Genomic DNA, 20432 nt, shown 5'->3' with positions numbered 1-20432 from the left:
AGGCCCCCGCGACCGCACGAACGGTCACGGGGGCCTCGGCTCATCCCAGGGTCACCGAGGCCTGCACCGGCAGATGGTCGCTCGGGTGCAGCCCGTCGACGGAGAAGGTGTTCATCGCCGCCCAGTGCGTGGTCACCCCGGGCGAGGTGAGGATCCAGTCGATGCGCCGGCCGTCGGGCTTGAGCGCCCGGTAGCCGTGGTAGGTCCCGTACGCCGGGCTGCGCGAAGCCGCCGCGTCCCAGGCGTCCACGAGCCCGCTGTCCAGCATCAGGTCGTACACCCGGTTGTCGTGGGCGGCCGCGTTGAAGTCGCCGGTGACGATGACCGGCGACGACCGGTCCCACCCCGCGATCGTCTCGCCGATGAGCCTCGCGGAGCGCTCCCGCGCGTACTGGCTGACGCTGTCCAGATGGGTGTTGAGCACGTAGAACTCCCGCCCGCCGTCGGCGAGATCGGCGAACTTGACCCAGGTCACCATGCGCAGCCAGTCCGCGTCCCAGGTGTTGGAGGCGATCGCGTACGGGGTGTCGGACAGCCAGAAGTGATCGAACTCGATCGGGTCGAGTCTGCGGGTGTCGTAGAAGATCGCCATGAACTCGTCCTTGCTACCGCCCCCTCGGCCGGTGCCGATCCAGTCGTAGTGCCCGCCCAGATCCCTCTCGATCATGCGCAGCTGCTGGTACAGCCCCTCCTGGGTCCCGATGACGTGCGGTCGCTCGCGGCGCAGCAGCTCCCGCATCACCGGGCGGCGCGCGGACCAGCGCGGTGTCTCGTCGACGACGGTCGCGAAGCGCACGTTGAACGTCATGACGTTCAGGGCGCCCGCGTGCTCACCGGCGGTCGCCGGCTGCGACGAGCCCGCCGTGGTCAGCAGCGGCACGGCGATGGCGGCGGCGGCCGCGGACCTGAGTCCTTGGCGGCGCGTCACTCCGACCTCTTTCGGCAACGCGATCTCCTCCCTCTGGGAGTCAGAATGAATCTTGCCCGATGAATACGGAAGAAGAGAGCGGGTCGGCGGTGACCAGGGGGAGAGCATGGGGAATCCCACTGCGAGACGGTGTTGACCAGGGTGAAGATCGCCAGTTAGCTTCGTTATACGGATTCTTGATTCCGCAGTGCGGAAAATGGAGGGTGTGGAATGGGGCAGGGCCGGCAGGAGAACGTGGCGACGAGTCTCGCGGGCGCCGTCAGCGAGGAGATCAGCGCCTCCCTCGCCCCCGTCGACGCGGAGCTGGAGCGCCGCTACCCGGGCGACCCGGGCACCCGTCAGCCCGTGCACACCGTGTACGTGCCCGGTGACGTCTTCGCCTCCGACACCCTCCGCACCTGGGGCGACCGGGCCCTCGCCGCCCTCGACGAGCACGCCCCCGACGCCACCTCCTTCGCCGCCGTCCTCGGCCTCGGCGACGACCTCGCCGGGCCCGTGTACGACCGCGTCCGCGCCAAGCTGGAGCGCGAGCCGATCGAAGACCTGCGCGTCGACTTCGAGGACGGCTACGGGCCGCGCCCGGACGCCGAGGAGGACGAGGCCGCCGCCCGCGCCGCCCGGCTGGTCGCGGAGGCGTACGCCAAGGGCACAGCGGCCCCGTACATGGGCATCCGCATGAAGTGCATGGAGGCGCCGGTGCGCGACCGGGGCATCCGCACCCTCGACATCTTCCTCACCGGCCTGCTGGAGGCCGGCGGCCTGCCCGACGGGCTCGTCCTGACCCTGCCCAAGGTGACGTACGCCGAGCAGGTCACCGCCATGGTCCGGCTCCTCGAGGCCTTCGAGAGGGCGCGCGGCCTGGAGGCCGGCCGGATCGGCTTCGAGATCCAGATCGAGACCAGCCAGGCCATCCTCGCCGCCGACGGCACCGCCACCGTCGCCCGCATGATCGACGCCGCGCAGGGCCGCGCCACCGGCCTGCACTACGGCACCTTCGACTACAGCGCCTGCCTCGGCGTCTCCGCCGCCCACCAGGCCAGCGACCACCCGGCTGCCGACCACGCCAAGGCGATCATGCAGGTCGCGGCGGCCGGCACCGGCGTACGCCTCTCGGACGGCTCCACCAACGTCCTGCCGGTCGGCCCGACGGAGAACGTCCACGACGCCTGGCGACTGCACTACGGCCTCACCCGCCGCGCCCTGGCCCGCGCCTACTACCAGGGCTGGGACATGCACCCCGGCCACATCCCCACCCGCTACGCGGCCGTCTTCGCCTTCTACCGCGAGGGCTACGAGCAGGCCGCCGCCCGCCTCTCCCGCTACGCCAACCGTGCCGGCGGCGACGTGATGGACGAGCCCGCGACGGCCAAGGCCCTCAGCGGCTATCTGCTGCGGGGTCTGGACTGCGGCGCCCTCGACATCGAGGAGGTGTCCGGGGCGACCGGCCTGGCCCGCGCCGATCTGGAGGGCTTCGCGGCACCCCGCCGCGCGGATCTGACGATCTCGTCCGGCCAGTAGGCGGGTGGGCCGGACGGCGGGCAAGTAGCGGTCCTGTGACAGCAGTTGCCGCCGGTTCGGGGTGCCCCCACCCACGGCTTAGGCTGTACGCCATTCGTCGGTGTGTCACAGGAACGAGGCGCGGGTGTCTTCGGGGGCGAACGAACAGGCGGACGGTGCCGGGCGGGTTCTCGCCGGACGGTACCGGGTCGTGGAGCAGCTCGGACGCGGCGGCATGGGCGTCGTCTGGCGGGCCGTGGACGAGGTGCTCCACCGTGAGGTCGCCCTCAAGGAACTGCGCACCTACACGGACGCGGGCGCGCCCGAACTGGCCGACCTGGGCGTGCGGATGCAGCGCGAGGCACGGGCCGCCGCCCGAGTCCGGCACCCCGGGGTCGTCGCCGTGCACGACGTGGCCGAGGTCGACGGGCGCCCGCTGATCGTCATGGAACTGGTCGACGGGCTGTCCCTCGACGACGTCCTGCGCGACCGGGGCCTGCTCGACCCGCGTGAGGCGGCCGCCATCGGCGCCAAGGTCATGGACGCCCTCGGCGCCGCCCACCGGGTCGGCGTACTGCACCGCGACGTCAAGCCCGGCAACATCCTCCTGGACCGCTCGGGCCGCGTCGTCCTCACCGACTTCGGTATCGCCACCATGGAGGATCCGGGCGACGGCTCCGCCACCCACCTCACCCGCAGCGGCGAACTCGTCGGCTCCCTCGACTACCTGGCCCCCGAACGCGCCCAGGGCAACGACCCCGGCCCCGCCTCCGACGTGTGGGCACTCGGCGCCACCCTGTACGCGGCCGTGGAGGGCGCCTCCCCGTTCCGGCGTACGTCCACCTGGTCGACGCTCACCGCGATCGTGGCCGACCCGCTGCCCGAACCCCAGCGGGCCGGACCGCTCGGGCCCGTCCTGCGACAGCTGATGGACAAGCGCCCGGAGCACCGCCCGGACGCCGCCCGGGCCTGTGAACTGCTGGAGGCCGTGGCCGCCGGGGGCACGCTCGCCTCCCCGACGGCGGGGCAGGGCGGCGGCCCGGCACCTCGGCCGAGGGCGGAGACCGAACGGAGCGTTCCGTCGGTGCCGCAGGGGTTCGGACCGCCGACGGCGGGCTCGGGGCTCGGCGGCACGGGTGCGGGTGCCGGGTCCGGCCCGCCGGGCCCGACCCCCGGCTTCGGGCCGCCGCAGCCGGTCCCGGGACCCGGCACGGGGGCGTCCACGGCGGTCGACGGGCCCGGTGCGGGCGCGCCGCGGGTGCCGGTACCTGCTTCCGGAGCCGCCACCACCGTGTCCTCGAACGGCAGTCGGCCCCGCAAGGGCCGCGCACTCCTCGCCGCCGTCGCCGTCGCCGTCGTGCTCGCCGCCTCGGGCGTCACGGTCGCGCTGCTCACCGGGGACGACGACGCGAAGACGGGCGCTCAGCCCTCGGCCGACGAATCGATCAGCGGCACCCCCTCCCCGGGCCGCAGCCGGGGCACGGTCGACCTCTCCGACGACTCCGACTCCGACTCCGACGTCGGCGAGGGCGGGAAGGACGACAAGAAGTCCCCGAGCCCGAGCGAAAAGGTGAAGGAGGACGAGAAGGGGACCGAGGCGTCCGCCTCCCCGTCGAAGAACGGGAGCGGCGGCACCACCGGTGGCGGCTCAGGGGGTTCGGACGCCTCCGGCGGCTCCACCAGCGGGGACACGACCGGAGGGGCGACCGAGGAGGCACCGGTCTGTCACTCGATCGGCGGCGGAAAGTACAACTGCACGGTCTGGACCACCGCGAAGTCCTATACCGCCGCCGGCACCGAGGTCGGCATCCTCAAGCAGGGCACCAACTACTTCTACTGCCAGCAGAACCTGGGCCGCCGCGAGACCTCGGGCGAGTGGACCAACGTCTGGTGGGCGAAGACCGACGACGACAGCGGCAACACGAACGTCTGGGTCAGCGACGTCTACATCCAGGGCGGTGACAACGACGCCCCGGTGCCCGGCCTCCCCGTCTGCTGAGGCCGGGCCCACAGCCCTACGCCCGCGGGTGGGGCCGCACGTACTGCTCCAGACCCGACACCGTCGTCCACCTGTGCTCGGCGAACAGCTCCCTGCCCCGCAGGCACAGCCCCCGGTCGCCGCGCGCCCGGGCGCAGAACTCGTCGGGGGTGGTGCCGAACAGGTCGCGCAACTTGGCCGACGAGGCGAGGAGTTCGGTGATGAGCGGGCGCTGCCGGCCCGGGTGGGAGCGCGGGCCCGGGCCGCCGTCGCGCAGGACACCCCACCGGTTGACGTAGATCCAGGCGTGGTCGAGGAGTTCACCCGACTCCAGCTCGACACGGAAGTCGGCGGCGGGCAGGGCGGCCCGCTGGAAGTTGCCGGTCGGTGAGTCGACGCCCTCGCTCGCGTCGACCACGGCGAGCTGCGCCTCGTCGAGCCAGGTGATGAACAGTTCGGCGGTGGAGCCGGGGGAGTGGAACGGCGACGCGGACAGGTAGCCGAGCAGGCTGACGTGGGCGGAGACGCCGATGCCGATGCCCGTGACCCTCGCCTTGACCATGGGGATCCGGCACTCCACACCGCGCTCGGCCATCTTGTGGACGAGCTGCGCGGGGCAGGCGTTGGAGCCGACCGAGAGGACGGGCACCCGGTCCTCGAAGACGAGTGTGTCCAGCGGCAGCATCCGGTTGCCGTCCAGGAGCGCCGACTCGACGGGCCACGCGCCCGGATAGCTCAGTGGGTCCTCGCGCGGCGCCACGGCGAGGCCGAGCGCTTCGAGCGTACGGAGGTCGGGGGCGTCCAAGACTCAGTCCGCGGGCGGGAGTTCGCCCGAGCCGCGGGCGATCAGCCTGGTGGGCAGCTCGATGCGCTCGGGGGCGACGAGGGAGCCGTCCAGCTGCCGGAAGAGGCGCTCGGCGGCGGTGCGGCCCAGCCGGGCGGGGTCCTGGGCGACCACGGTGATGCCCGGCCGGAGCAGATCGGCCAGCTCGAAGTCGTCGAAGCCGACGAGGGCGACCGGACGGGTGTGTCCGGCGAGGACCCGCACGACCGTCACCGTCACCCGGTTGTTGCCCGCGAAGACCGCCGTGACGGGCGACGGACCGGACAGCATGTCCTCGGCCGCCCTGCGGACCCGCTCGGGATCGGTGACGCCCAGGGACATCCACGCGTCCTCGACGTGTATGCCGGCGTCCTCCATGGCCGCCCGGTAGCCGCGCAGCCGCTCGGCGGCGGTGTGGATACGGGGCATGTCGCCGATGAAGCCGATGCGGCGGTGGCCGTGGGCGATGAGATGGGCGACGCCGTCGCGGGCCCCGCCGAAGCTGTCCGACAGCACGACGTCGGCGTCGATCCGCCCGGCCGGGCGGTCCACGAACACCGTGGCCACGCCCGCCCTGATCTCGGGCTCCAGATACCGGTGGTCGTCACCGGCCGGAATGATCACGAGTCCGTCGACGCGGCGGGCGCACAGCGCGAGCGCCAGCTCCTGCTCGCGGTCCGGGTCCTCCGCGCTGGACCCGTTGATCAGCAGCGAGCCGTGGGCGCGGGACACCTCCTCCACCGCCCGGCTGAGGGGGCCGTAGAACGGGTCGGCGAGGTCCTCCAGGACCAGGCCGATCGTGGCCGTACTGCCCTTGCGCAGCACCCGTGCGCTGTCGTTGCGCCGGAAGCCGAGTGCCTCGATCGCCTCCTGGACGCGGCGCTCGGTGTCCGGGGTGACGCCCGGCTCGCCGTTCACCACCCGGGAGACCGTCTTCAGACCCACCCCGGCCCGGGCCGCGACGTCCTTCATCGTGGGACGGTTTCCGTAGCGGCTCTCGGGGCGGCGGGCGATGCCGCCTGCGGTCTCGGGCACTATGCGCTGTCCTGTCCTGTCGTCCACGGGCGTGGTCGGTGGTGCCGTGTCGGAATTGTGTGGCTGTTGAGGATGTGGCGTCGAGCATAGAGCCTGGACAACGTTGTCACGGCCGGGGGAGACTGTCTATCGCATTCTCTGGCCGGCGCCCCCCACCAGGCGAGCGTCGTGCTGCCAGTTTCCGGCCGGAGATCCGGGCGCCGCTCTGTTCGGGCGCCCGGTAGGAGACTCGCAGCGGGAGAACTGACACTGATGCAGACCGACCTCGTGGCCGCGCTCGACATCGGCGGCACCAAGATCGCCGGGGCGCTGGTGGACGACCACGGCCGGATCCTGGTGCGCGCGCAGCGCCCGACGCCCGCGCAGGAGGACGGCGACACCGTCATGCGGGCCGTGGAAGGGGTGCTCGGCGAGCTGACCGCCGACCCGCTGTGGGGCAGGGCCACGGCCGTCGGGATCGGCAGCGCTGGCCCGGTGGACGCCTCGGCCGGCACGGTGAGCCCGGTGAACGTGCCCGGCTGGCGCGGCTTCCCCCTCGTCGAGCGGGTCCGGGCGGTGACCGGTGGGCTGCCGGTCGAGCTGATCGGCGACGGTGTGGCCATCACGGCCGCCGAGCACTGGCAGGGCGCCGCGCGCGGCCACGACAACGCGCTGTGCATGGTCGTCTCGACCGGCGTCGGCGGCGGTCTCGTCCTCGGCGGAAAACTGCACGCGGGCCCCACCGGGAACGCCGGCCACATCGGTCACATCATCGTCGACCTCGACGGCGACGCCTGCCCGTGCGGCGCCCGCGGCTGTGTCGAGCGCATCGCGAGCGGCCCCAACATCGCCCGACGCGCCCTGGAGAGCGGCTGGCGGCCCGGCCCCGACGGGGACACCTCGGCCGCGGCGGTCGCCGCCGCCGCGAAGGCCGGTGACCCGATCGCCGTGGCCGCCTTCGAACGCGCCGCCCAGGCCCTCGCCGCCGGTATCGCCGCCACCGCCACCCTCGTCGAGATCGACATCGCCGTCATCGGCGGCGGCGTCGCGAACGCCGGCGACGTTCTCTTCGCCCCCCTGCGCACCGCCCTCAAGGACTACGCCACCCTGTCCTTCGTCCAGCACCTCACCATCGCCCCCGCCGTGATGGGCACGGACGCGGGCCTGGTGGGCGCCGCCGCGGCGGCGCTGGCGGGCCGGCCGAGCACGCGGGCGGCCTGAGCAGGGGTGACCTCGGGGCTGTGACGGGTGGGGCGGATGCGCTCACCGCGGTGCCGGGTGGCCGGTTGCGGGAAGCGGGCGCTGCCCGTCCGGAGGCTGGGGCGCGGTCCCGCGTCGTCCTGTGCGGCGTGTGTGAGGTGGTGGCGTCCGGGCGGTCTGCCGTGTTCGTGCTGCTCTCCGCCCCGTGCGGTGCGGCGTCCGTCCGGGTGGTCGCGGCCGCGTCCGGCCCCGCGGGCGTGCCGGGCGTTCATCGCATGGCGAGAGGAGGCCGGGGCGAAACGCCGGCAACCGGCCGTGACCCCTCGGGGCGTTCCGCAGTTGAGCGGGGCATGAAGAAGCGCAGCATGCTCGCCATCGCCTCCCTCGCCACCGGATTCGTCGTCGCGGCCATCACGCCGTCGCACGGTCTCGACGCCGCGGACGCGCTCGGGAAGACGGACGGCCTGAGCAAACTGGACGTCGAGGGCACCCTCGGCAAGGTCGGCAAGACGGTCTCCAGCGACAGTCTGGCCGCGGTCGACGAGGCCGCCCTGGGGGGCCATGCGGACCAGGAGGGCAAGGGCGGCAAGAAAGGCTGACAGCCTGTGAAGGAAGGCTGACAGCCCTGCGGGGGACAGCGGATTCTCCGTCAGACTCCCCTCGCCCGCGTATTTCGGCTCCTCATCAGCGGCTGGTTTCCGTGGCGGAGTGGAGGGCAAGCCTCAGGGGGCCAACAGAAGAGGGGGAACCGTGATCGTCTGGATCAACGGTGCGTTCGGTGCGGGGAAGACCACCACCGCACGGGAACTGATCGAACTGATCCCGAACAGCACGCTCTTCGACCCCGAGGTCATCGGCGGCACACTGACACACATGCTGCCGGCCAAACGCCTCGCCGAGGTCGGCGACTTCCAGGACCTGCCGAGCTGGCGACGGCTCGTGGTCGACACCGCCGCCGCCCTGCTGGCCGAGCTGGGCGGCACCCTCGTGGTCCCCATGACCCTGCTCCGCCAGGAGTACCGCGACGAGATCTTCGGCGGCCTCGCCTCCCGCCGCATACCCGTACGGCATCTGCTCCTGGCCCCGGCCGAAACGATACTGCGGGAGCGAATAGCCGGGCGGGAGATACCGCCCGACCTCCCCGACGGTGAGATGCGGATGCGTCAATGGGCGTACGACCACATCACTCCGTACCGCGCCGCCCTGGGCGGCTGGCTCACCGCCGATGCCCATCTCGTCGACACCAGCGCCCTCACCCCGTACGAGACCGCGCGGTGCATCGCCGACGCCGTGGCCGCCGACGACGTACCCGTGTGCGACATCGTGCAGACCCCCGAGCCGACCGCCGAGACGGTCGCAGCGGGGGTTCTCCTGTTCGATGAGGACGACCGGGTCCTGCTGGTCGATCCGACCTACAAGGCCGGCTGGGAGTTCCCCGGCGGGGTCGTGGAGGCCGGGGAGGCGCCGGCACGGGCGGGTGTGCGTGAGGTTCAGGAGGAGACCGGGATACGGCTGGACGATGTGCCCCGGCTGCTGGTGGTGGACTGGGAGGCGCCCGCGCCGCCCCGGTACGGCGGACTGCGCCTGCTCTTCGACGGGGGCCGACTCGACGTCAGCGGGGCGCAGCGGCCCGTGCTGCCCGGGCCCGAGTTGCGTGACTGGCGGTTCGTGACCGAGGAGGAGGCCGCCGATCTGCTGCCGCCGGTGCGGTTCGAGCGGCTGCGGTGGGCTCTGCGGGCGCGGGAGCGGGGCGCTGCTCTGTACTTGGAGGCGGGGGTGCCGGTGTGACGGTTCCGGTTCGCCACACCGTCGTCCCGGGGAGGCCGTGGGGCGGCTGCGGGTCGTCCGTGGCTGGTCGCGCGGTTCCCGCGCCCTGAGGGGGCGCGGGACACCGCACCGCTTTGACCGACGCGCTCAGTTCGCCGCGTAGTTGCGCAGGAACAGGGCCTCCGTCACCGACATGCGCTCCAGTTCCTCCGGGGACACGCTCTCGCTCACCGCGTGGATCTGGGCCTCGGGTTCGCTGAGGCCGATGAGAAGGATCTCGGCGTCCGGGTAGAGGGCGGCGAGGGCGTTGCAGAGCGGGATGGAGCCGCCGTGGCCCGCGTAACTCATCTCCTGGCCCGGGTAGGCGACGGCCATGGCCGAGGCCATCGCCTCGTACGCCGGGCTGGTGGTGTCGGCGCGGAACGCCTGGCCGCGGCCGATCAGTTCGCAGCTCACCCGGGCACCCCACGGAGTGTGCGCCACCAGGTGTGCTTCGAGCAGCTTGGCCGCGTGCCCGACATCGACGCCCGGCGGGACGCGCAGGCCGATCAGGGCGCGGGCGCTCGCCTGGATCGAGGGGGTCGCGCCGACCACGGGCGGGGCGTCGATGCCGAGCACGGTGGCGGCCGGGCGCGCCCAGATGCGGTCGGCGACCGTGTCCGCGCCGACCAGCTCCACGCCGTCCAGCACCTTGGCATCCTTGCGGAACTGCGCGTCGGCGTACTGCAGGCCGTCCCACGTCCCGTCGCTCGCGAGTCCGTCGACGGTCGTCGTGCCGTCCGCGGCGCGCAGCGAGTCGAGGACGCGGATCAGCGCGGCCAGCGCGTCGGGGGCCGCGCCGCCGAACTGGCCCGAGTGCAGGTTGCCTTGGAGTGCGTCGATCCGCACGCGCATGAGGATCATGCCGCGCAGGGAGGCGGTGACCGTCGGCAGGCCGGCGCGGAAGTTGCCCGCGTCGCCGATGACGACGGTGTCGGCGGCGAGCAGCTCCGGGTGCGCCTCGGCGTACTGCTGGAGGCCGCCCGTGCCCATCTCCTCGGAGCCCTCGGCGATCACCTTGATGTGGACGGGCACCCCGCCGTTCGCCTTCAGGGCCCGCAGCGCCAGCAGGTGCATGAGCACGCCGCCCTTGCAGTCGGCGGCGCCGCGCCCGTACCAGCGGCCGTCGCGCTCGGTCAGCTCGAACGGCGGCGACACCCAGGCGGCCTCGTCCAGCGGCGGCTGCACGTCGTAGTGCGCGTAGAGCAGGACGGTCTTCGCGCCCTCGGGCCCCGGGAGGTAGCCGTACACGGACTGGGTGCCGTCGGGGGTGTCGAGCAGGGCCACGTCCTGGAAGCCCTCGGCGCGCAGCGCGTCGGCGACCCAGCGCGCGGCGCCCTCGCTCTCGCTCCTCGGGTACTGGTCGAAGTCCGCCACCGACTTGAAGGCCACCAGTTCGGTGAGCTCCTCCTTCGCCCGGGGAATCAGGGAGGCGACGGTCTCGGCGACCGGGTTCGACGGCATGGGCACGCTCCTCGTGGGTGCGACGTTGTCCTTGTGGGTATGCGGCTGCGGACGCGCTTACCCGGAGTGTCGGTGTAGGGCGCACGCGCTGCCGATCCTCCCACAGCGGTCCTCGGCGTCACCCGCCGTAGGATGCGTGGGACAGGTGCGGCAGGCGGCTGGATCGGGAGCAGTAGACCATCGTGAGCAGCGAGAACTCTTCGGCGGACGACGTACAGCGGGTGTGGGACGTCGTCGTGGTGGGCGCGGGCCCCGCAGGGGCTTCGGCCGCCTACGCGGCGGCGGTCGCGGGACGCAGCGTCCTGATGCTGGAGAAGGCGGAACTGCCGCGGTACAAGACGTGCGGCGGTGGCATCATCGGCCCCTCGCGCGACTCGCTGCCGCCCGGCTTCGAACTGCCCCTCAAGGACCGGGTGCATGCGGTCACCTTCTCCCTCGACGGCCGTTACGCCCGGACGCGCAAGTCCAAGCAGATGCTGTTCGGCCTGATCAACCGGCCCGAGTTCGACCAGCAGCTCGTCGAGCACGCCCAGAAGGCGGGCGCCGAACTGCGTACGGGGGTCACGGTCACCCGGGTCGAGCAGCACGGCTCGGCCGTGCCGGACCGGCGGACGGTCGCCGTCGTCCTGCAGGGCGGCGAGACACTGCTCGCGCGGGCCGTCGTCGGGGCGGACGGCAGCGCCAGCCGCATAGGGGCACATGTCGGGGTGAAGCTCGAACAGGTCGACCTCGGCCTGGAGGCGGAGATCCCCGTTCCGGAGACCGTCGCCGAGGACTGGAAGGGGCGTGTCCTCATCGACTGGGGCCCGATGCCCGGCAGTTACGGGTGGGTCTTCCCCAAGGGCGACACCCTGACCGTCGGCGTGATCTCCGCGCGCGGTGAGGGCGCCGCCACCAAGCGGTACCTGGAGGACTTCATCGGGCGGCTCGGCCTCGCCGGCTTCGAACCGAGCGTCTCCTCCGGGCACTTGACGCGTTGCCGTGCCGACGACTCGCCGCTCTCCCGGGGGCGGGTGCTGGTCTGCGGGGACGCGGCGGGGCTGCTGGAGCCGTGGACGCGGGAGGGTATCTCCTTCGCGCTGCGGTCGGGGCGTCTCGCAGGGGAGTGGGCGGTTCGGATCGCCGAGGCGCACGACGCGGTGGACACCCGCCGCCAGGCCCTCAACTACGCGTTCGCCGTGAAGGCGGGGCTCGGCGTCGAGATGAGCGTCGGCAAGCGGCTGCTGGTCGCCTTCGAGCGGCGGCCGGGGCTCTTCCACGCGGCGCTCACCGGGTTCCGGCCCGCCTGGCGGGCCTTCGTCGACATCACGCGCGGGTCGACCTCCCTGGGCGAGATCGTCCGCAGCCACCCGATCGCCCAGCGCGCGCTGACCGCGTTCGACAAGTAGGGCCGGGGGAGCGGTTCGACGAGTGGGCTGGGCCCGGAACCGCCGGCCCCCGGCCCCGTACAGCCGCCGGCACCCCGGCCGGTCACCGCTCGACGGTGATCCGGAAGACGGGGTGCTTGGGCGCGGCGGCGAGCAGCTCCTCGTCGGTGGAGTCGGCGCTGACGTCGCCGAAGAACCGGCCCACCTCCCAGCCCCACTTCTTGAGGTAGGTGCGCAGGACGACGGGCTTCTCCTCGTCGGACAGCTCGACCGCCGTGAACTCCTGCACCCGGCGGCCGACCTGGAGCCGCCCGCCGCCCGCCGCCCGCATGTTGCGCACCCACTCGGAGTGGCCGCGCGCCGAGACGAGGTAGGGGCCGCCTTCGTACGGCAACGGGTTGACCGGCAGCCGACGCCACTCGCCGCTCTTGCGGCCGCGCACCGAGAGTTCGGCCGTGCCGAGGAGACTGACGCCGCGGCGGGCGAGCCAGCCGATGAAGCCGTTGAGCGCCCGGTCGAAGGGGTTGGCCTTGATGTAGTGGGGCGACGACGACATGGGGGTCCTCCCGTAGTGGTGGAGCGGCTCGCCGTGGGGTTCAGAGGCGGGGCGAACTCTTCCGAGAGCACTGCTCTCGCTTGAGAGCAGTGTGTACGAGACTGACGCTCCAAAGCAAGAGCAGTGCTCACATTTGTAACCGGCGCTCTAATTCGAGGACGGTGCTCCCATCTGAGATCGCTGCTCCGAAACGTGTGCAGTGCTCTGCCTCTATGGCACACTGCTGCACATGAGCACAGCACGAGGAGCCCGCGCCCGCGCCCGGATCGAGGTCACCGCAGCCATCAAGGACGAGGCGCGCAGACAGCTCGCCGCCGAGGGCGCCGCCAAGCTGTCGCTGCGAGCAGTGGCGCGCGAGCTCGGCATGGTCTCCTCCGCGCTGTACCGCTATTTCCCGAGCCGCGACGAGCTGCTGACCGCGCTGATCATCGACGCCTACGACTCCCTGGGCGAGGCCACCGAGGCCGCGCACGCGAAGGCCGTCGGGGAGAGCCCGGCGGGGCAGTGGGTCGCGGTGTGCGAAGGGGTGCGGGAGTGGGCGTTGGCGCGACCGCACGAGTACGCGTTGATCTACGGTTCGCCCGTGCCCGGGTACAGCGCGCCCGCCACGACCCTGCCGGCCGCGGCCCGGGGCGGGCAGGTGCTGATCCGGATCGTGCGCGACGCCTATCAGGCGAAGGGTGTGGCCCAGTGGAAGCTGCCCGCCGAGCTCCGACCCGAGGCGCGGCGGATCGCCGAGGAGTTCGCGCCCGACCTCCCGCCGGAGGTGATCACGGTGCTGGTCGGCGCGTGGGCGCAGCTGTTCGGGCTGATCAGCTTCGAGGTGTTCGGGCAGTTCAACCGGGTGGTCGAGGACCGGGATGTGTTCTTCCGGCACGCGGCGGGCCAGCTCGCCCACCATGTCGGTCTGGTGTTCCCGCAGTCCGGGGCGGCGGAGCGCTGACGTTCCCCGGGACGGGCAGGGCGTACTTCGCCGGGAGTACACGTGATCACCTCGCTCGGGTGACGTCGTGCCCGGTGGGCGGCGTCTGGCGTGGCAGGCATGGCGGAACAGGGCGCGGAGGCGGGCGGCCCCCCGATGTGGGAGCGGGAGGTGATGGCCCTTGTCGGCATCGGACTGACCACCGACGAGATCGCCCGCCGTCTCGTCGTCAGCCCGTTGACCGCCAAGACGCATGTGAGCCGCACGATGGTGAAGCCGGGCGCCCGTGACCGCGCCCGACTCGTCGTGCCGGCCTACGAGTCGGGGTTGGTGCGGCCGGGCTGGGCCGGGCCCGGCCAGCCGGGTTCCGCGGGAGCCCGTCCCGAAGAGCGCGCGGCGCGTCGGAAGCGGGTCAGCACGATCGTGACGACCGCGACGAACACCACCACGGTCACGGTGAACGCGAGGGGGCCGAGCAGGCTCCACCGGCCGCGCAGGGAACCGAACAGGTTCGGCAGGAACTCGGTCACACCGAAGTAGGCCGCGCCCGCCAGCACCGTCCCCGCGAAGAGCGCGAAACCGATCTCCGTGGTCATCGCGTCCCGTTCGGCCTGCGTTCGTCTCCCCATGGGCCGAGTGTGGGGGCGGCGGGCTCACCCGACAAGGCAGTTGGCGTGCCCGTCGGGCCCGGTTCAGTCGATGCCCGAGGTCTCCCGCCACAGTTCCGCGAGTGAGGCGTCGCCCATGACGGCAGGGAGGGGCAGCCGGTTCCACAGGGACAGGTACAGCCGGGGCGCCGGGCCCGCGATCTCGCAGTCGGCGTCCCGCGCCTTCGACGCCTCCACGCGTTCTGCCACGGGAGGTTCGGACGACAGCCGTACGGTCCAGACGGCGCCGGTGTCGGTCGCCCGCACCTGGAGGACACGCGGTGTCCCGGTCCGCGCCCGGCTCCTGCCGCGGGCGTGGAAGCCGAGCAGCAGTTCGTCGATGCCGTCGACGGCGAAGTCCACGGAGGGTTCGCCGAGTTCGCCGCCGAGCGCGGACTCCGCGTCGGCACGGTGCACCGCCGTCTCGTGGGCCTGGCGGCGCGCCCAGAAGGCCAGCGGGGAGGGGGCGGGAAGGAAGCTCCAGCAGTCCACGTCGGCGGGGGCGGCGCGCAAGGTGTCGACGAGGCGCCGGTGCCCGTCCTCGAACCAGGTCAGCAGGGGGTCACCGTCCAGCTCCGGGCCGCTCTCGGGGGGACGGGGAGTGGAACGGCCCTCGGCGAGGAAAGCCGTGGCCCAGCGGTGCACGGCCCCCGTGTGCCGGACCAGGTCCCGCACCCGCCACTCGGGGCACGTCGGCACCGCGGTGTCCGTACCGGCCTTCCGGGCGGCCGTGGCGAGCCGTCGGCCCTCCTCGTCCAGCGCTCTGATGTGCTCGGCGGTCTCCATGGGGCGAGTCTGCCTGATGAAGAGCGCTCGAAGCACCCGTCCGAGCCGAGCCGGGGCGGGCGCTTCGGTTCACCGGTGGACGGTCCGGGGCGTCAGGGCGTCGCCCGGATCCGGCCGGTGCGGCGCGCGCCCGCCTCCGGTTCCTCGTGCGCCAGCCACTCGGCGACGCTGTGGGCGATCGGCTGACCGGTGTCCATCTCCACGAACCCGAACTGGCCGGACTGGTTGCACTCCAGAAACCACCAGATCCCGCCCGCGTCCTCCGCGAAGTCGAAGGCCCCGTAGGAGAGTTCGGCGTCGCGGAGGTAGGCGCGCACGGCCGTGCCCGTGCGTGGCGGGACGTCCACAGGCTCCCAGGGCGCGGTGGAGGGGGCGAAGCGGACGTCCACCTCGTCGGGGTGCGCGTCCGGGGCGACCGCCTTGCGGGCGGCCAGCATGCGGTCGCCGACGACGGTGAGCCGGATGTCGGCGGTCTTGGCGATCCGGCGCTGCAACAGCGTCGGGCCGAACGCGACGGCGGTGAAGTCGGTGCCGGGCGCGATACGACTGGTGGGGACCGTCCGGGCGGGTTCCTGCGGGTGGGTGCCGGAGACCGGCTTCACCACCAGGTCCGGGAAGCGCTCGGCGAAGTCACGGGCGGCCTGTGGGAACGTGGTGATCAGCGTGGCCGGTACGGGGAGCCCGCAGCGCTGGGCGTGCCGGAGCTGCCACGGCTTGTGCCGGGCCCTGCGGGCAGCGTCCGGGTCGTTCATCCACCGGGCGTCCGTGCCCCGCAACATGCCGTACAGGGCCTGCGAGGACTCCTCGGTGAGCCAGGGGGACGGCTCGGCGACCCGGGTGGCGGGAACGCCGGGCCGGCGCAGCCAGACGGACCGCAGCCCGCCCATGCTCACCAGGCGCCCGCCGGCGGACAGATGCCCGCGGAAGGAGCCGTGCACGTACTCCCCGGAGAGTGACACCGCGCCGGGCAGGTCGGCGGGGTCGAGCCGGACCACCGGTACGCCGGTCCTGTGGAGTTGTGCCACCACCAGGTCCGCCGTCACATCCTGTTCGCAGGTGAGGATCAACACCGTCATCGTCGCGGGTCCGCGTTCAGTCGTCGAAATGGGTCTTCGATCCCGCAGTGGACGTCGTCGCCCCCAATTCCCGCATAAGACCCTGGTCATGCGCGGCTATCCGCCCGTCGGCGAGCACGTTCAACTGCAGCCCGGAGTCGTAGGTGTACGGAGCGCTGAACTCCAACTGCTCAGCGGCGCGAGCGTAGTTGAGCACGAACAGTCGCATCGTTTCTCCTTGTTCGGGACCATCCGGAAAAGCGGATGGTGACGCTCCGGCCGCCCTCTGTCCGGCCGGGTCGCAGTGCCTCCACGGAGTTATACGAATCGAACGACTGAATGGTTGCCTCATGTTCTCGGAGGGCTGACTTCATGCACCGCGAGGTGTCACGAGGCAACCGTGAGTGGTCATTTGGCGGCCGAGTGACGGGTGGCGAACGCGATGCCGGAGGCGAACGCGGCGAGTACCGCGACGCTCGTGAGCGCGGCGGGCAGGGAGATCCATTCGGCCATGAAACCGATCGCGGGCGGGCCGAGGAGCATGCCGAGATAGCCGAGGGTGGAGGCGGTGGCCACACCGCCGGGACCGGCCAGCGCGCCGGCTCGTTCGATGGCGACGGGGAAGATGTTGGCGAGGCCCAGGCCGGTGACCGCGAAGCCGAGCAGTGTCGCCCACACGGAGGGGGCGAGCGAGCCGAGCAGCATGCCGACCGCCGCGGTCGCGCCACCGGCCACGAGCACCGTGGTCCTGCCCAGGCGTTCGAGGAGGGTCGTCCCGGTCAGCCGGCCGATCGTCATGGCGAGCGCGAAACACGAGTAACCGATGGCCGCGACGCCGGGCGAGGTGTCCAGGTCCGCCTCCAGGTGCAGGGCGCCCCAGTCGGCCAGCGCCCCCTCGCCGTAGGCCGTGCACCCGGCGATCAGCCCGAGGACGACCACCAGGCCACGCGTACGGCCGTCGAGGCGGCGGGGGCCGGTCTCGCGCGCGTCCTGCTCGGAGGTACGGTCCGGGGGCTCCGGGGGCTCCGGGGGCCCGTGGCGCAGCAGGGCGGGTGCGGCGACGACGGTCACCAGCAGGCCGATCGCGGTGATGCCGAGCAGATGGCGTGTGGGGGACAGGGAGCCCGCGACCAGGCTGCCGAGACCCGCCCCGAGCATGCCGCCGAGGCTGAACGCGGCGTGGAAGCTGGGCATGACGGGCCGCCCCAGCGCGGCCACCAGGTCCACGGCGGCGCTGTTGAAGGCGACATTGATCCCGCCGAAGGCCGCGCCGAAGACCAGTAGTACCGCGCCCAGCGCGAGCGCCGAGTGGGTGAGCGGGGGCAGGGCCACGCCGAGCGACAGCAGGACGGCGCAGGCGACCGTCACCGGGTGGCTGCCGAAGCGGCGGCAGAGCCGGCCGGTGAGCATCATCGTGATCACCGCTCCGGCGGACACGCCCAGCAGCGCGAGGCCCAGCGCGCCGGGCGACGCACCGGTCTGCTCCTTGATCGCGGGGATCCTGACCACCCAGCCGGCGAAGACGAAGCCGTCGAGGGCGAAGAAGGCGGTGATGGCGATGCGGAGGGTGCGGAGGCGGGCTCGGAGGTGGCCGGGGTCGCTGTCGTGGCCCGGCACGTCGTTGTGCGTTCGGGTTTTGTTTATTCGCGGCACAAAATCAGGCTAGGTGGGAGCAGGTGGCCGGGGCAAGGGCCTCCAGGTGGGGGCGAGGCCGCCGCGTACCGGGTCGCGGCGAGGGTGGCGACGTGAGGGATGTCCGTGAGGCGAGCGTGCCGTGCCGGCGGTAGCGGGCGCCTGTTTCACATGCGCGTACAACTAATGTGTTTGACGCTTTCCCGGGCGGGCGACGTAGGTTGAAGCGACAGGTGCTGGACGGGTGGAGGCCCTGATGCGCGTACGTGACGCGGCACCGCACGGTGCCGACGCGGGTACGCGGCTGATCACCCGGCGGCATGTGGACTACTGCCGTACCGCCTCCGCCGTCTGTCCTTCCGCACGCGCCTGACCCCCGTCGGCCCCGTGGGCCGGCCGTCTCGTCGTGCCCTCGGAAGGAACCTCATGTCCGGCCCCGCCCTGCGTCTCGCCGTCGAACTCGACGGTGACGGCGCCCATCCCGCGGCCTGGCGCCGTGCCGCCCACGCTCCCGACCATCTGCTGACCCCGCGCCGGGTGGCGCGTGTCGCCGCCGCCGCGGAGAGCGCCGGGTTCACGCTGCTCACCCTGGACGACGGCGCGCTGCCGCCCGGTCCCGCGCCCGACACGGTCGGCCGGATCGGCGCGGTGGAGCGGGCCGCGTTCATCGCCGCGTCGACGAGCGTCGTCGGTGTCGCACCGGTCGTCCCCCTCACGTACGCCGAACCGTTCCATGTCTCCAGCCAGTTGGCGTCCCTCGACCACATCTCGGTCGGGCGCGCCGGGTGGGTGGTCGGCGAGGAGACACGGCCCGAAGCGGCACGTGCCTGGGGACGCCCCCTCGTCGAAGGGGCCGCCGCCGGGCGCGCGAGTCCCGAGACGGTGTCGAGGCGGTACGCGCGCTGTGGGACTCGTGGGAGGACGACGCGGTCATCCGTTCCGTGGCCACCAGCCGGTATCTCGACCGCGACCGGCTCCACCCCATCGACTTCACCGGCGACACGTTCACGGTGAAGGGCCCCGCGATCGTGCCGCGTCCCCCGCGGGGGCAGGTCGTCGTGTTCTCGTGACCGCCCTTGACGGGATTTCTCGCGGTCCGAGCAACGGAAAGGCGTCGATATCGACTCGGCAACCCCATGTGAATACGAGGGTTGGGTTCCGGACGTGAGGAAGGCCTGTCTCGTTGTCAAAAGCGCCCGCCGGCCCGGTGAATGGTGTCGAATGCCAAACCTGATTCTTCGCCGATGGGGGCGGCGTCGTCTCGAATCGCCCTCCTCCCGCGCCCGTCCATTCCTTGGCCAATGGAACAAGCCCGATGCGGACGTGATCAAGGTTTTTCGCCCGCGGTCGCCATCCACCGGAAGGTCACCACCGGCCGCGACTCCCGCTCCACGGTCGGGCGCCAGCACCAGCACCCGGTACCGGAATCCGGTCAGCGGCAGACACCTCGGTGATCGTGGACCAGCCTCTCGCGGAGGGTTGAGGCGCCCACATCCGGCTCCTGGCGCCCGTCGTGCGCGCCCCCGCTCGCTGGCGCTCCCCGCCCGTTGTGCGCGACCACAAGAGCCGGCACGCCGCACGATCCGCACCCCCGCCCGTGGGCGGGTTGTTGAGCAGATACGGGGTGGGGGTATCCTCACGCAGGACCCTGATACCCCTGGAGGGTATCAGGCGCAAGTTGCTCATGCTGCTTGACGCAATACCCCCCAGGGGTATGGTGGGCTGTGTGGGGACCACGGACCCCGAAGGAGACGGCCATGAACACCGGACTGAGAGTCACCGCCTTCGCCGCCGCGCTGGCCGCGACGTTCGGCACCGCCTACGGCGTGGGCAAGGGCGTCGAGCCCGTCCTCTCGGACTCCACGGAGAGCACGGAGGGCACGCCCGCGCGCCACGACGACCACACCGAGGAGTCACCGGATCCCGGAGACGGCGAGGGCGAGGGCGGGCAGGCACCGGCCCCGGCCGGCGGGCTGCAGATCTCCGAGGGTGGCTACACCCTCGACCTGCGGACCCCGGGCGTCACCGCCGGGCAGCGCACCGACCTGCGCTTCGTCATCCGGGACGAGGACGGCCGCGCCGTCACCGCGTTCCAACGCGAGCACGACAAGGAACTCCACCTCATCGTCGCCTCACGCGACCTGGTCACCTACCGCCACCTGCACCCCACCCGCACCGCCGACGGCACCTGGAGCACCCCCGTCGACCTGCCCGGGGCGGGCGACTACCGCGTCTTCGCCGACTTCACCCCCGCCGGGAAGGACGCCGAGAACCTCACGCTCGGCGCCGACCTCGCGGCCGGGGGCACCTACAAGCCGGAGAAGCTCCCGGCACCGAGCGGCACCGCCGAGGTCAACGGCTACGAGGTCGAGCTGACCGGCGGCCTGCGCCCGGGCGCCGCGAGCGAACTCAAGCTGAAGGTCTCCCGGGACGGCAGGCCCGTCACCGACCTCCAGCCCTACCTCGGCGCGTACGGCCACCTGGTCGCCCTGCGCTCCGGCGACCTCGCCTACCTGCATGTGCATCCCAACGGCGAGCCCGGCGACGGCAGGACCGCACCCGGGCCGGACATCTCCTTCGCGGCCACCGCGCCCAGCGACGGCGCCTACCGCCTGTTCCTCGACTTCAAGCACGAGGGCAAGGTCCACACGGCGGCGTTCACGGTCCGCACGGGCGCGGCGGCCGCACCGGAGGAGCCGCACGAGACGTCGACCGGCCACTCCCACTGACGAGCGGCGACGCGCCGTCCCGCACCCG

18 protein-coding genes and 2 pseudogenes are annotated in these 20432 nt (G+C 72.5%); 10 read left to right on the top strand and 10 right to left on the bottom strand.

The features are described from left to right. Positions 1–40: 40 nt before the first annotated feature. Positions 41–946, bottom strand: a complete 906-nt coding sequence (locus OG858_RS04505) for an endonuclease/exonuclease/phosphatase family protein (protein ID WP_319065183.1) — start codon at positions 944–946, stop codon at positions 41–43. Between the two features lie 192 nt (positions 947–1138). On the opposite strand from OG858_RS04505, the gene OG858_RS04500 reads away from it, so the two are divergent. Together OG858_RS04500 and OG858_RS04495 are read left to right on the top strand one after the other, a co-directional pair. Then, positions 1139–2446 (top strand): DUF6986 family protein, encoded by a 1308-nt coding sequence (locus OG858_RS04500; protein ID WP_328545123.1) that lies wholly within the window; start codon positions 1139–1141, stop codon positions 2444–2446. A 124-nt stretch (positions 2447–2570) separates the two neighbouring features. After that, positions 2571–4424 (top strand): serine/threonine-protein kinase, encoded by a 1854-nt coding sequence (locus tag OG858_RS04495; protein ID WP_330346560.1) that lies wholly within the window; start codon positions 2571–2573, stop codon positions 4422–4424. A gap of 16 nt (positions 4425–4440) precedes the next feature. Here OG858_RS04495 and OG858_RS04490 read toward each other — a convergent pair whose 3' ends face one another. Both OG858_RS04490 and OG858_RS04485 read right to left on the bottom strand, forming a co-directional pair. After that, positions 4441–5208, bottom strand: coding sequence for a hypothetical protein (locus tag OG858_RS04490; protein WP_319065186.1), 768 nt, complete (start codon positions 5206–5208; stop codon positions 4441–4443). A gap of 3 nt (positions 5209–5211) precedes the next feature. Continuing rightward, entirely contained in the window at positions 5212–6261 is a 1050-nt protein-coding gene (locus OG858_RS04485; RefSeq protein ID WP_086751696.1) for a LacI family DNA-binding transcriptional regulator, read from the bottom strand. A gap of 252 nt (positions 6262–6513) precedes the next feature. Here OG858_RS04485 and OG858_RS04480 point away from each other — a divergent pair, with 252 nt between their 5' ends. From OG858_RS04480 to OG858_RS04470, 3 genes are all read left to right on the top strand, one after another. Beyond that, positions 6514–7461 carry an ROK family protein gene (locus tag OG858_RS04480; RefSeq protein ID WP_328545124.1) on the top strand — a complete coding sequence of 316 codons (948 nt, stop codon included), beginning with the start codon at positions 6514–6516 and terminating at the stop codon, positions 7459–7461. Positions 7462–7790: 329 nt separating this feature from the next. Further along, complete coding sequence (locus OG858_RS04475) at positions 7791–8039, top strand: hypothetical protein (RefSeq protein ID WP_086751692.1); 249 nt, start codon at positions 7791–7793, stop codon at positions 8037–8039. Between the two features lie 151 nt (positions 8040–8190). After that, the gene (locus tag OG858_RS04470) at positions 8191–9228 is read left to right on the top strand and encodes an NUDIX hydrolase (RefSeq protein WP_086751690.1); all 1038 of its coding nucleotides are present in this window, start codon (positions 8191–8193) and stop codon (positions 9226–9228) included. Between the two features lie 126 nt (positions 9229–9354). Here the strand turns inward: OG858_RS04470 and OG858_RS04465 are convergent, their stop codons facing one another. Continuing rightward, positions 9355–10710 (bottom strand): dipeptidase, encoded by a 1356-nt coding sequence (locus OG858_RS04465; protein WP_319261955.1) that lies wholly within the window; start codon positions 10708–10710, stop codon positions 9355–9357. A 182-nt stretch (positions 10711–10892) separates the two neighbouring features. Between OG858_RS04465 and OG858_RS04460 the strand changes: the two genes are divergently transcribed. Continuing rightward, on the top strand, positions 10893–12098 hold the full coding sequence (locus OG858_RS04460) for a geranylgeranyl reductase family protein (protein ID WP_037690721.1): 1206 nt from the start codon (positions 10893–10895) through the stop codon (positions 12096–12098). A gap of 82 nt (positions 12099–12180) precedes the next feature. On the opposite strand, the gene OG858_RS04455 is transcribed toward OG858_RS04460, so the two are convergent. Beyond that, positions 12181–12633: a nitroreductase family deazaflavin-dependent oxidoreductase gene (locus OG858_RS04455; RefSeq protein ID WP_046703247.1), complete on the bottom strand. Its 453-nt coding sequence runs from the start codon at positions 12631–12633 to the stop codon at positions 12181–12183. A 229-nt stretch (positions 12634–12862) separates the two neighbouring features. Here OG858_RS04455 and OG858_RS04450 point away from each other — a divergent pair, with 229 nt between their 5' ends. After that, positions 12863–13576 carry a TetR/AcrR family transcriptional regulator gene (locus tag OG858_RS04450; RefSeq protein WP_086750921.1) on the top strand — a complete coding sequence of 238 codons (714 nt, stop codon included), beginning with the start codon at positions 12863–12865 and terminating at the stop codon, positions 13574–13576. A 141-nt stretch (positions 13577–13717) separates the two neighbouring features. After that, positions 13718–13906: pseudogene (locus OG858_RS04445) on the top strand (LuxR C-terminal-related transcriptional regulator); the annotation flags it as partial. Here OG858_RS04445 and OG858_RS04440 read toward each other — a convergent pair. The 5 genes from OG858_RS04440 to OG858_RS04420 all read right to left on the bottom strand — a co-directional run bounded on the left by OG858_RS04440 (position 13870) and on the right by OG858_RS04420 (position 17660). Continuing rightward, positions 13870–14184, bottom strand: a complete 315-nt coding sequence (locus OG858_RS04440; RefSeq protein ID WP_319315941.1) for a DUF6332 family protein — start codon at positions 14182–14184, stop codon at positions 13870–13872. The pseudogene OG858_RS04445 and the gene OG858_RS04440 overlap by 37 nt on opposite strands. Before the next feature lie 63 nt (positions 14185–14247). Continuing rightward, on the bottom strand, positions 14248–14988 hold the full coding sequence (locus tag OG858_RS04435; RefSeq protein WP_319065190.1) for a maleylpyruvate isomerase family mycothiol-dependent enzyme: 741 nt from the start codon (positions 14986–14988) through the stop codon (positions 14248–14250). A 92-nt stretch (positions 14989–15080) separates the two neighbouring features. Next, positions 15081–16064 (bottom strand): ATP-grasp ribosomal peptide maturase, encoded by a 984-nt coding sequence (gene tgmB, locus OG858_RS04430; protein ID WP_319320979.1) that lies wholly within the window; start codon positions 16062–16064, stop codon positions 15081–15083. Positions 16065–16080: 16 nt separating this feature from the next. Next, a complete protein-coding gene (gene tgmA / locus OG858_RS04425) occupies positions 16081–16272 on the bottom strand; it encodes a putative ATP-grasp-modified RiPP (protein ID WP_013005676.1) in 192 nt (63 codons plus the stop codon). A gap of 179 nt (positions 16273–16451) precedes the next feature. After that, positions 16452–17660, bottom strand: a complete 1209-nt coding sequence (locus tag OG858_RS04420; RefSeq protein ID WP_319320982.1) for an MFS transporter — start codon at positions 17658–17660, stop codon at positions 16452–16454. Between the two features lie 441 nt (positions 17661–18101). On the opposite strand from OG858_RS04420, the pseudogene OG858_RS04415 reads away from it, so the two are divergent. Both OG858_RS04415 and OG858_RS04410 read left to right on the top strand, forming a co-directional pair. Next, positions 18102–18736, top strand: a pseudogene (locus tag OG858_RS04415) (LLM class flavin-dependent oxidoreductase); the annotation flags it as partial. Between the two features lie 696 nt (positions 18737–19432). Continuing rightward, positions 19433–20404 (top strand): hypothetical protein, encoded by a 972-nt coding sequence (locus tag OG858_RS04410; protein ID WP_328545125.1) that lies wholly within the window; start codon positions 19433–19435, stop codon positions 20402–20404. Positions 20405–20432: the final 28 nt, after the last annotated feature.

The sequence above is a fragment of the Streptomyces europaeiscabiei genome, from assembly GCF_036346855.1.
Classification (GTDB): Bacteria; Actinomycetota; Actinomycetes; order Streptomycetales; family Streptomycetaceae; genus Streptomyces; species Streptomyces europaeiscabiei.
This window is presented reverse-complemented; position numbering and strand designations above follow the sequence as displayed.

What these genes read in the sequence shown, in the direction of transcription:
- OG858_RS04455 (WP_046703247.1), bottom strand. Translation starts at nt 12,633, where the DNA reads ATGTCGTCGTCGCCCCACTACATCAAGGCCAACCCCTTCGACCGGGCG.
- OG858_RS04480 (WP_328545124.1), top strand. Translation starts at nt 6,514, where the DNA reads ATGCAGACCGACCTCGTGGCCGCGCTCGACATCGGCGGCACCAAGATC.
- OG858_RS04410 (WP_328545125.1), top strand. Translation starts at nt 19,433, where the DNA reads ATGAACACCGGACTGAGAGTCACCGCCTTCGCCGCCGCGCTGGCCGCG.
- tgmB (WP_319320979.1), bottom strand. Translation starts at nt 16,064, where the DNA reads ATGACGGTGTTGATCCTCACCTGCGAACAGGATGTGACGGCGGACCTG.
- tgmA (WP_013005676.1), bottom strand. Translation starts at nt 16,272, where the DNA reads ATGCGACTGTTCGTGCTCAACTACGCTCGCGCCGCTGAGCAGTTGGAG.
- OG858_RS04440 (WP_319315941.1), bottom strand. Translation starts at nt 14,184, where the DNA reads ATGGGGAGACGAACGCAGGCCGAACGGGACGCGATGACCACGGAGATC.
- OG858_RS04435 (WP_319065190.1), bottom strand. Translation starts at nt 14,988, where the DNA reads ATGGAGACCGCCGAGCACATCAGAGCGCTGGACGAGGAGGGCCGACGG.
- OG858_RS04465 (WP_319261955.1), bottom strand. Translation starts at nt 10,710, where the DNA reads ATGCCGTCGAACCCGGTCGCCGAGACCGTCGCCTCCCTGATTCCCCGG.
- OG858_RS04475 (WP_086751692.1), top strand. Translation starts at nt 7,791, where the DNA reads ATGAAGAAGCGCAGCATGCTCGCCATCGCCTCCCTCGCCACCGGATTC.
- OG858_RS04500 (WP_328545123.1), top strand. Translation starts at nt 1,139, where the DNA reads ATGGGGCAGGGCCGGCAGGAGAACGTGGCGACGAGTCTCGCGGGCGCC.
- OG858_RS04450 (WP_086750921.1), top strand. Translation starts at nt 12,863, where the DNA reads ATGAGCACAGCACGAGGAGCCCGCGCCCGCGCCCGGATCGAGGTCACC.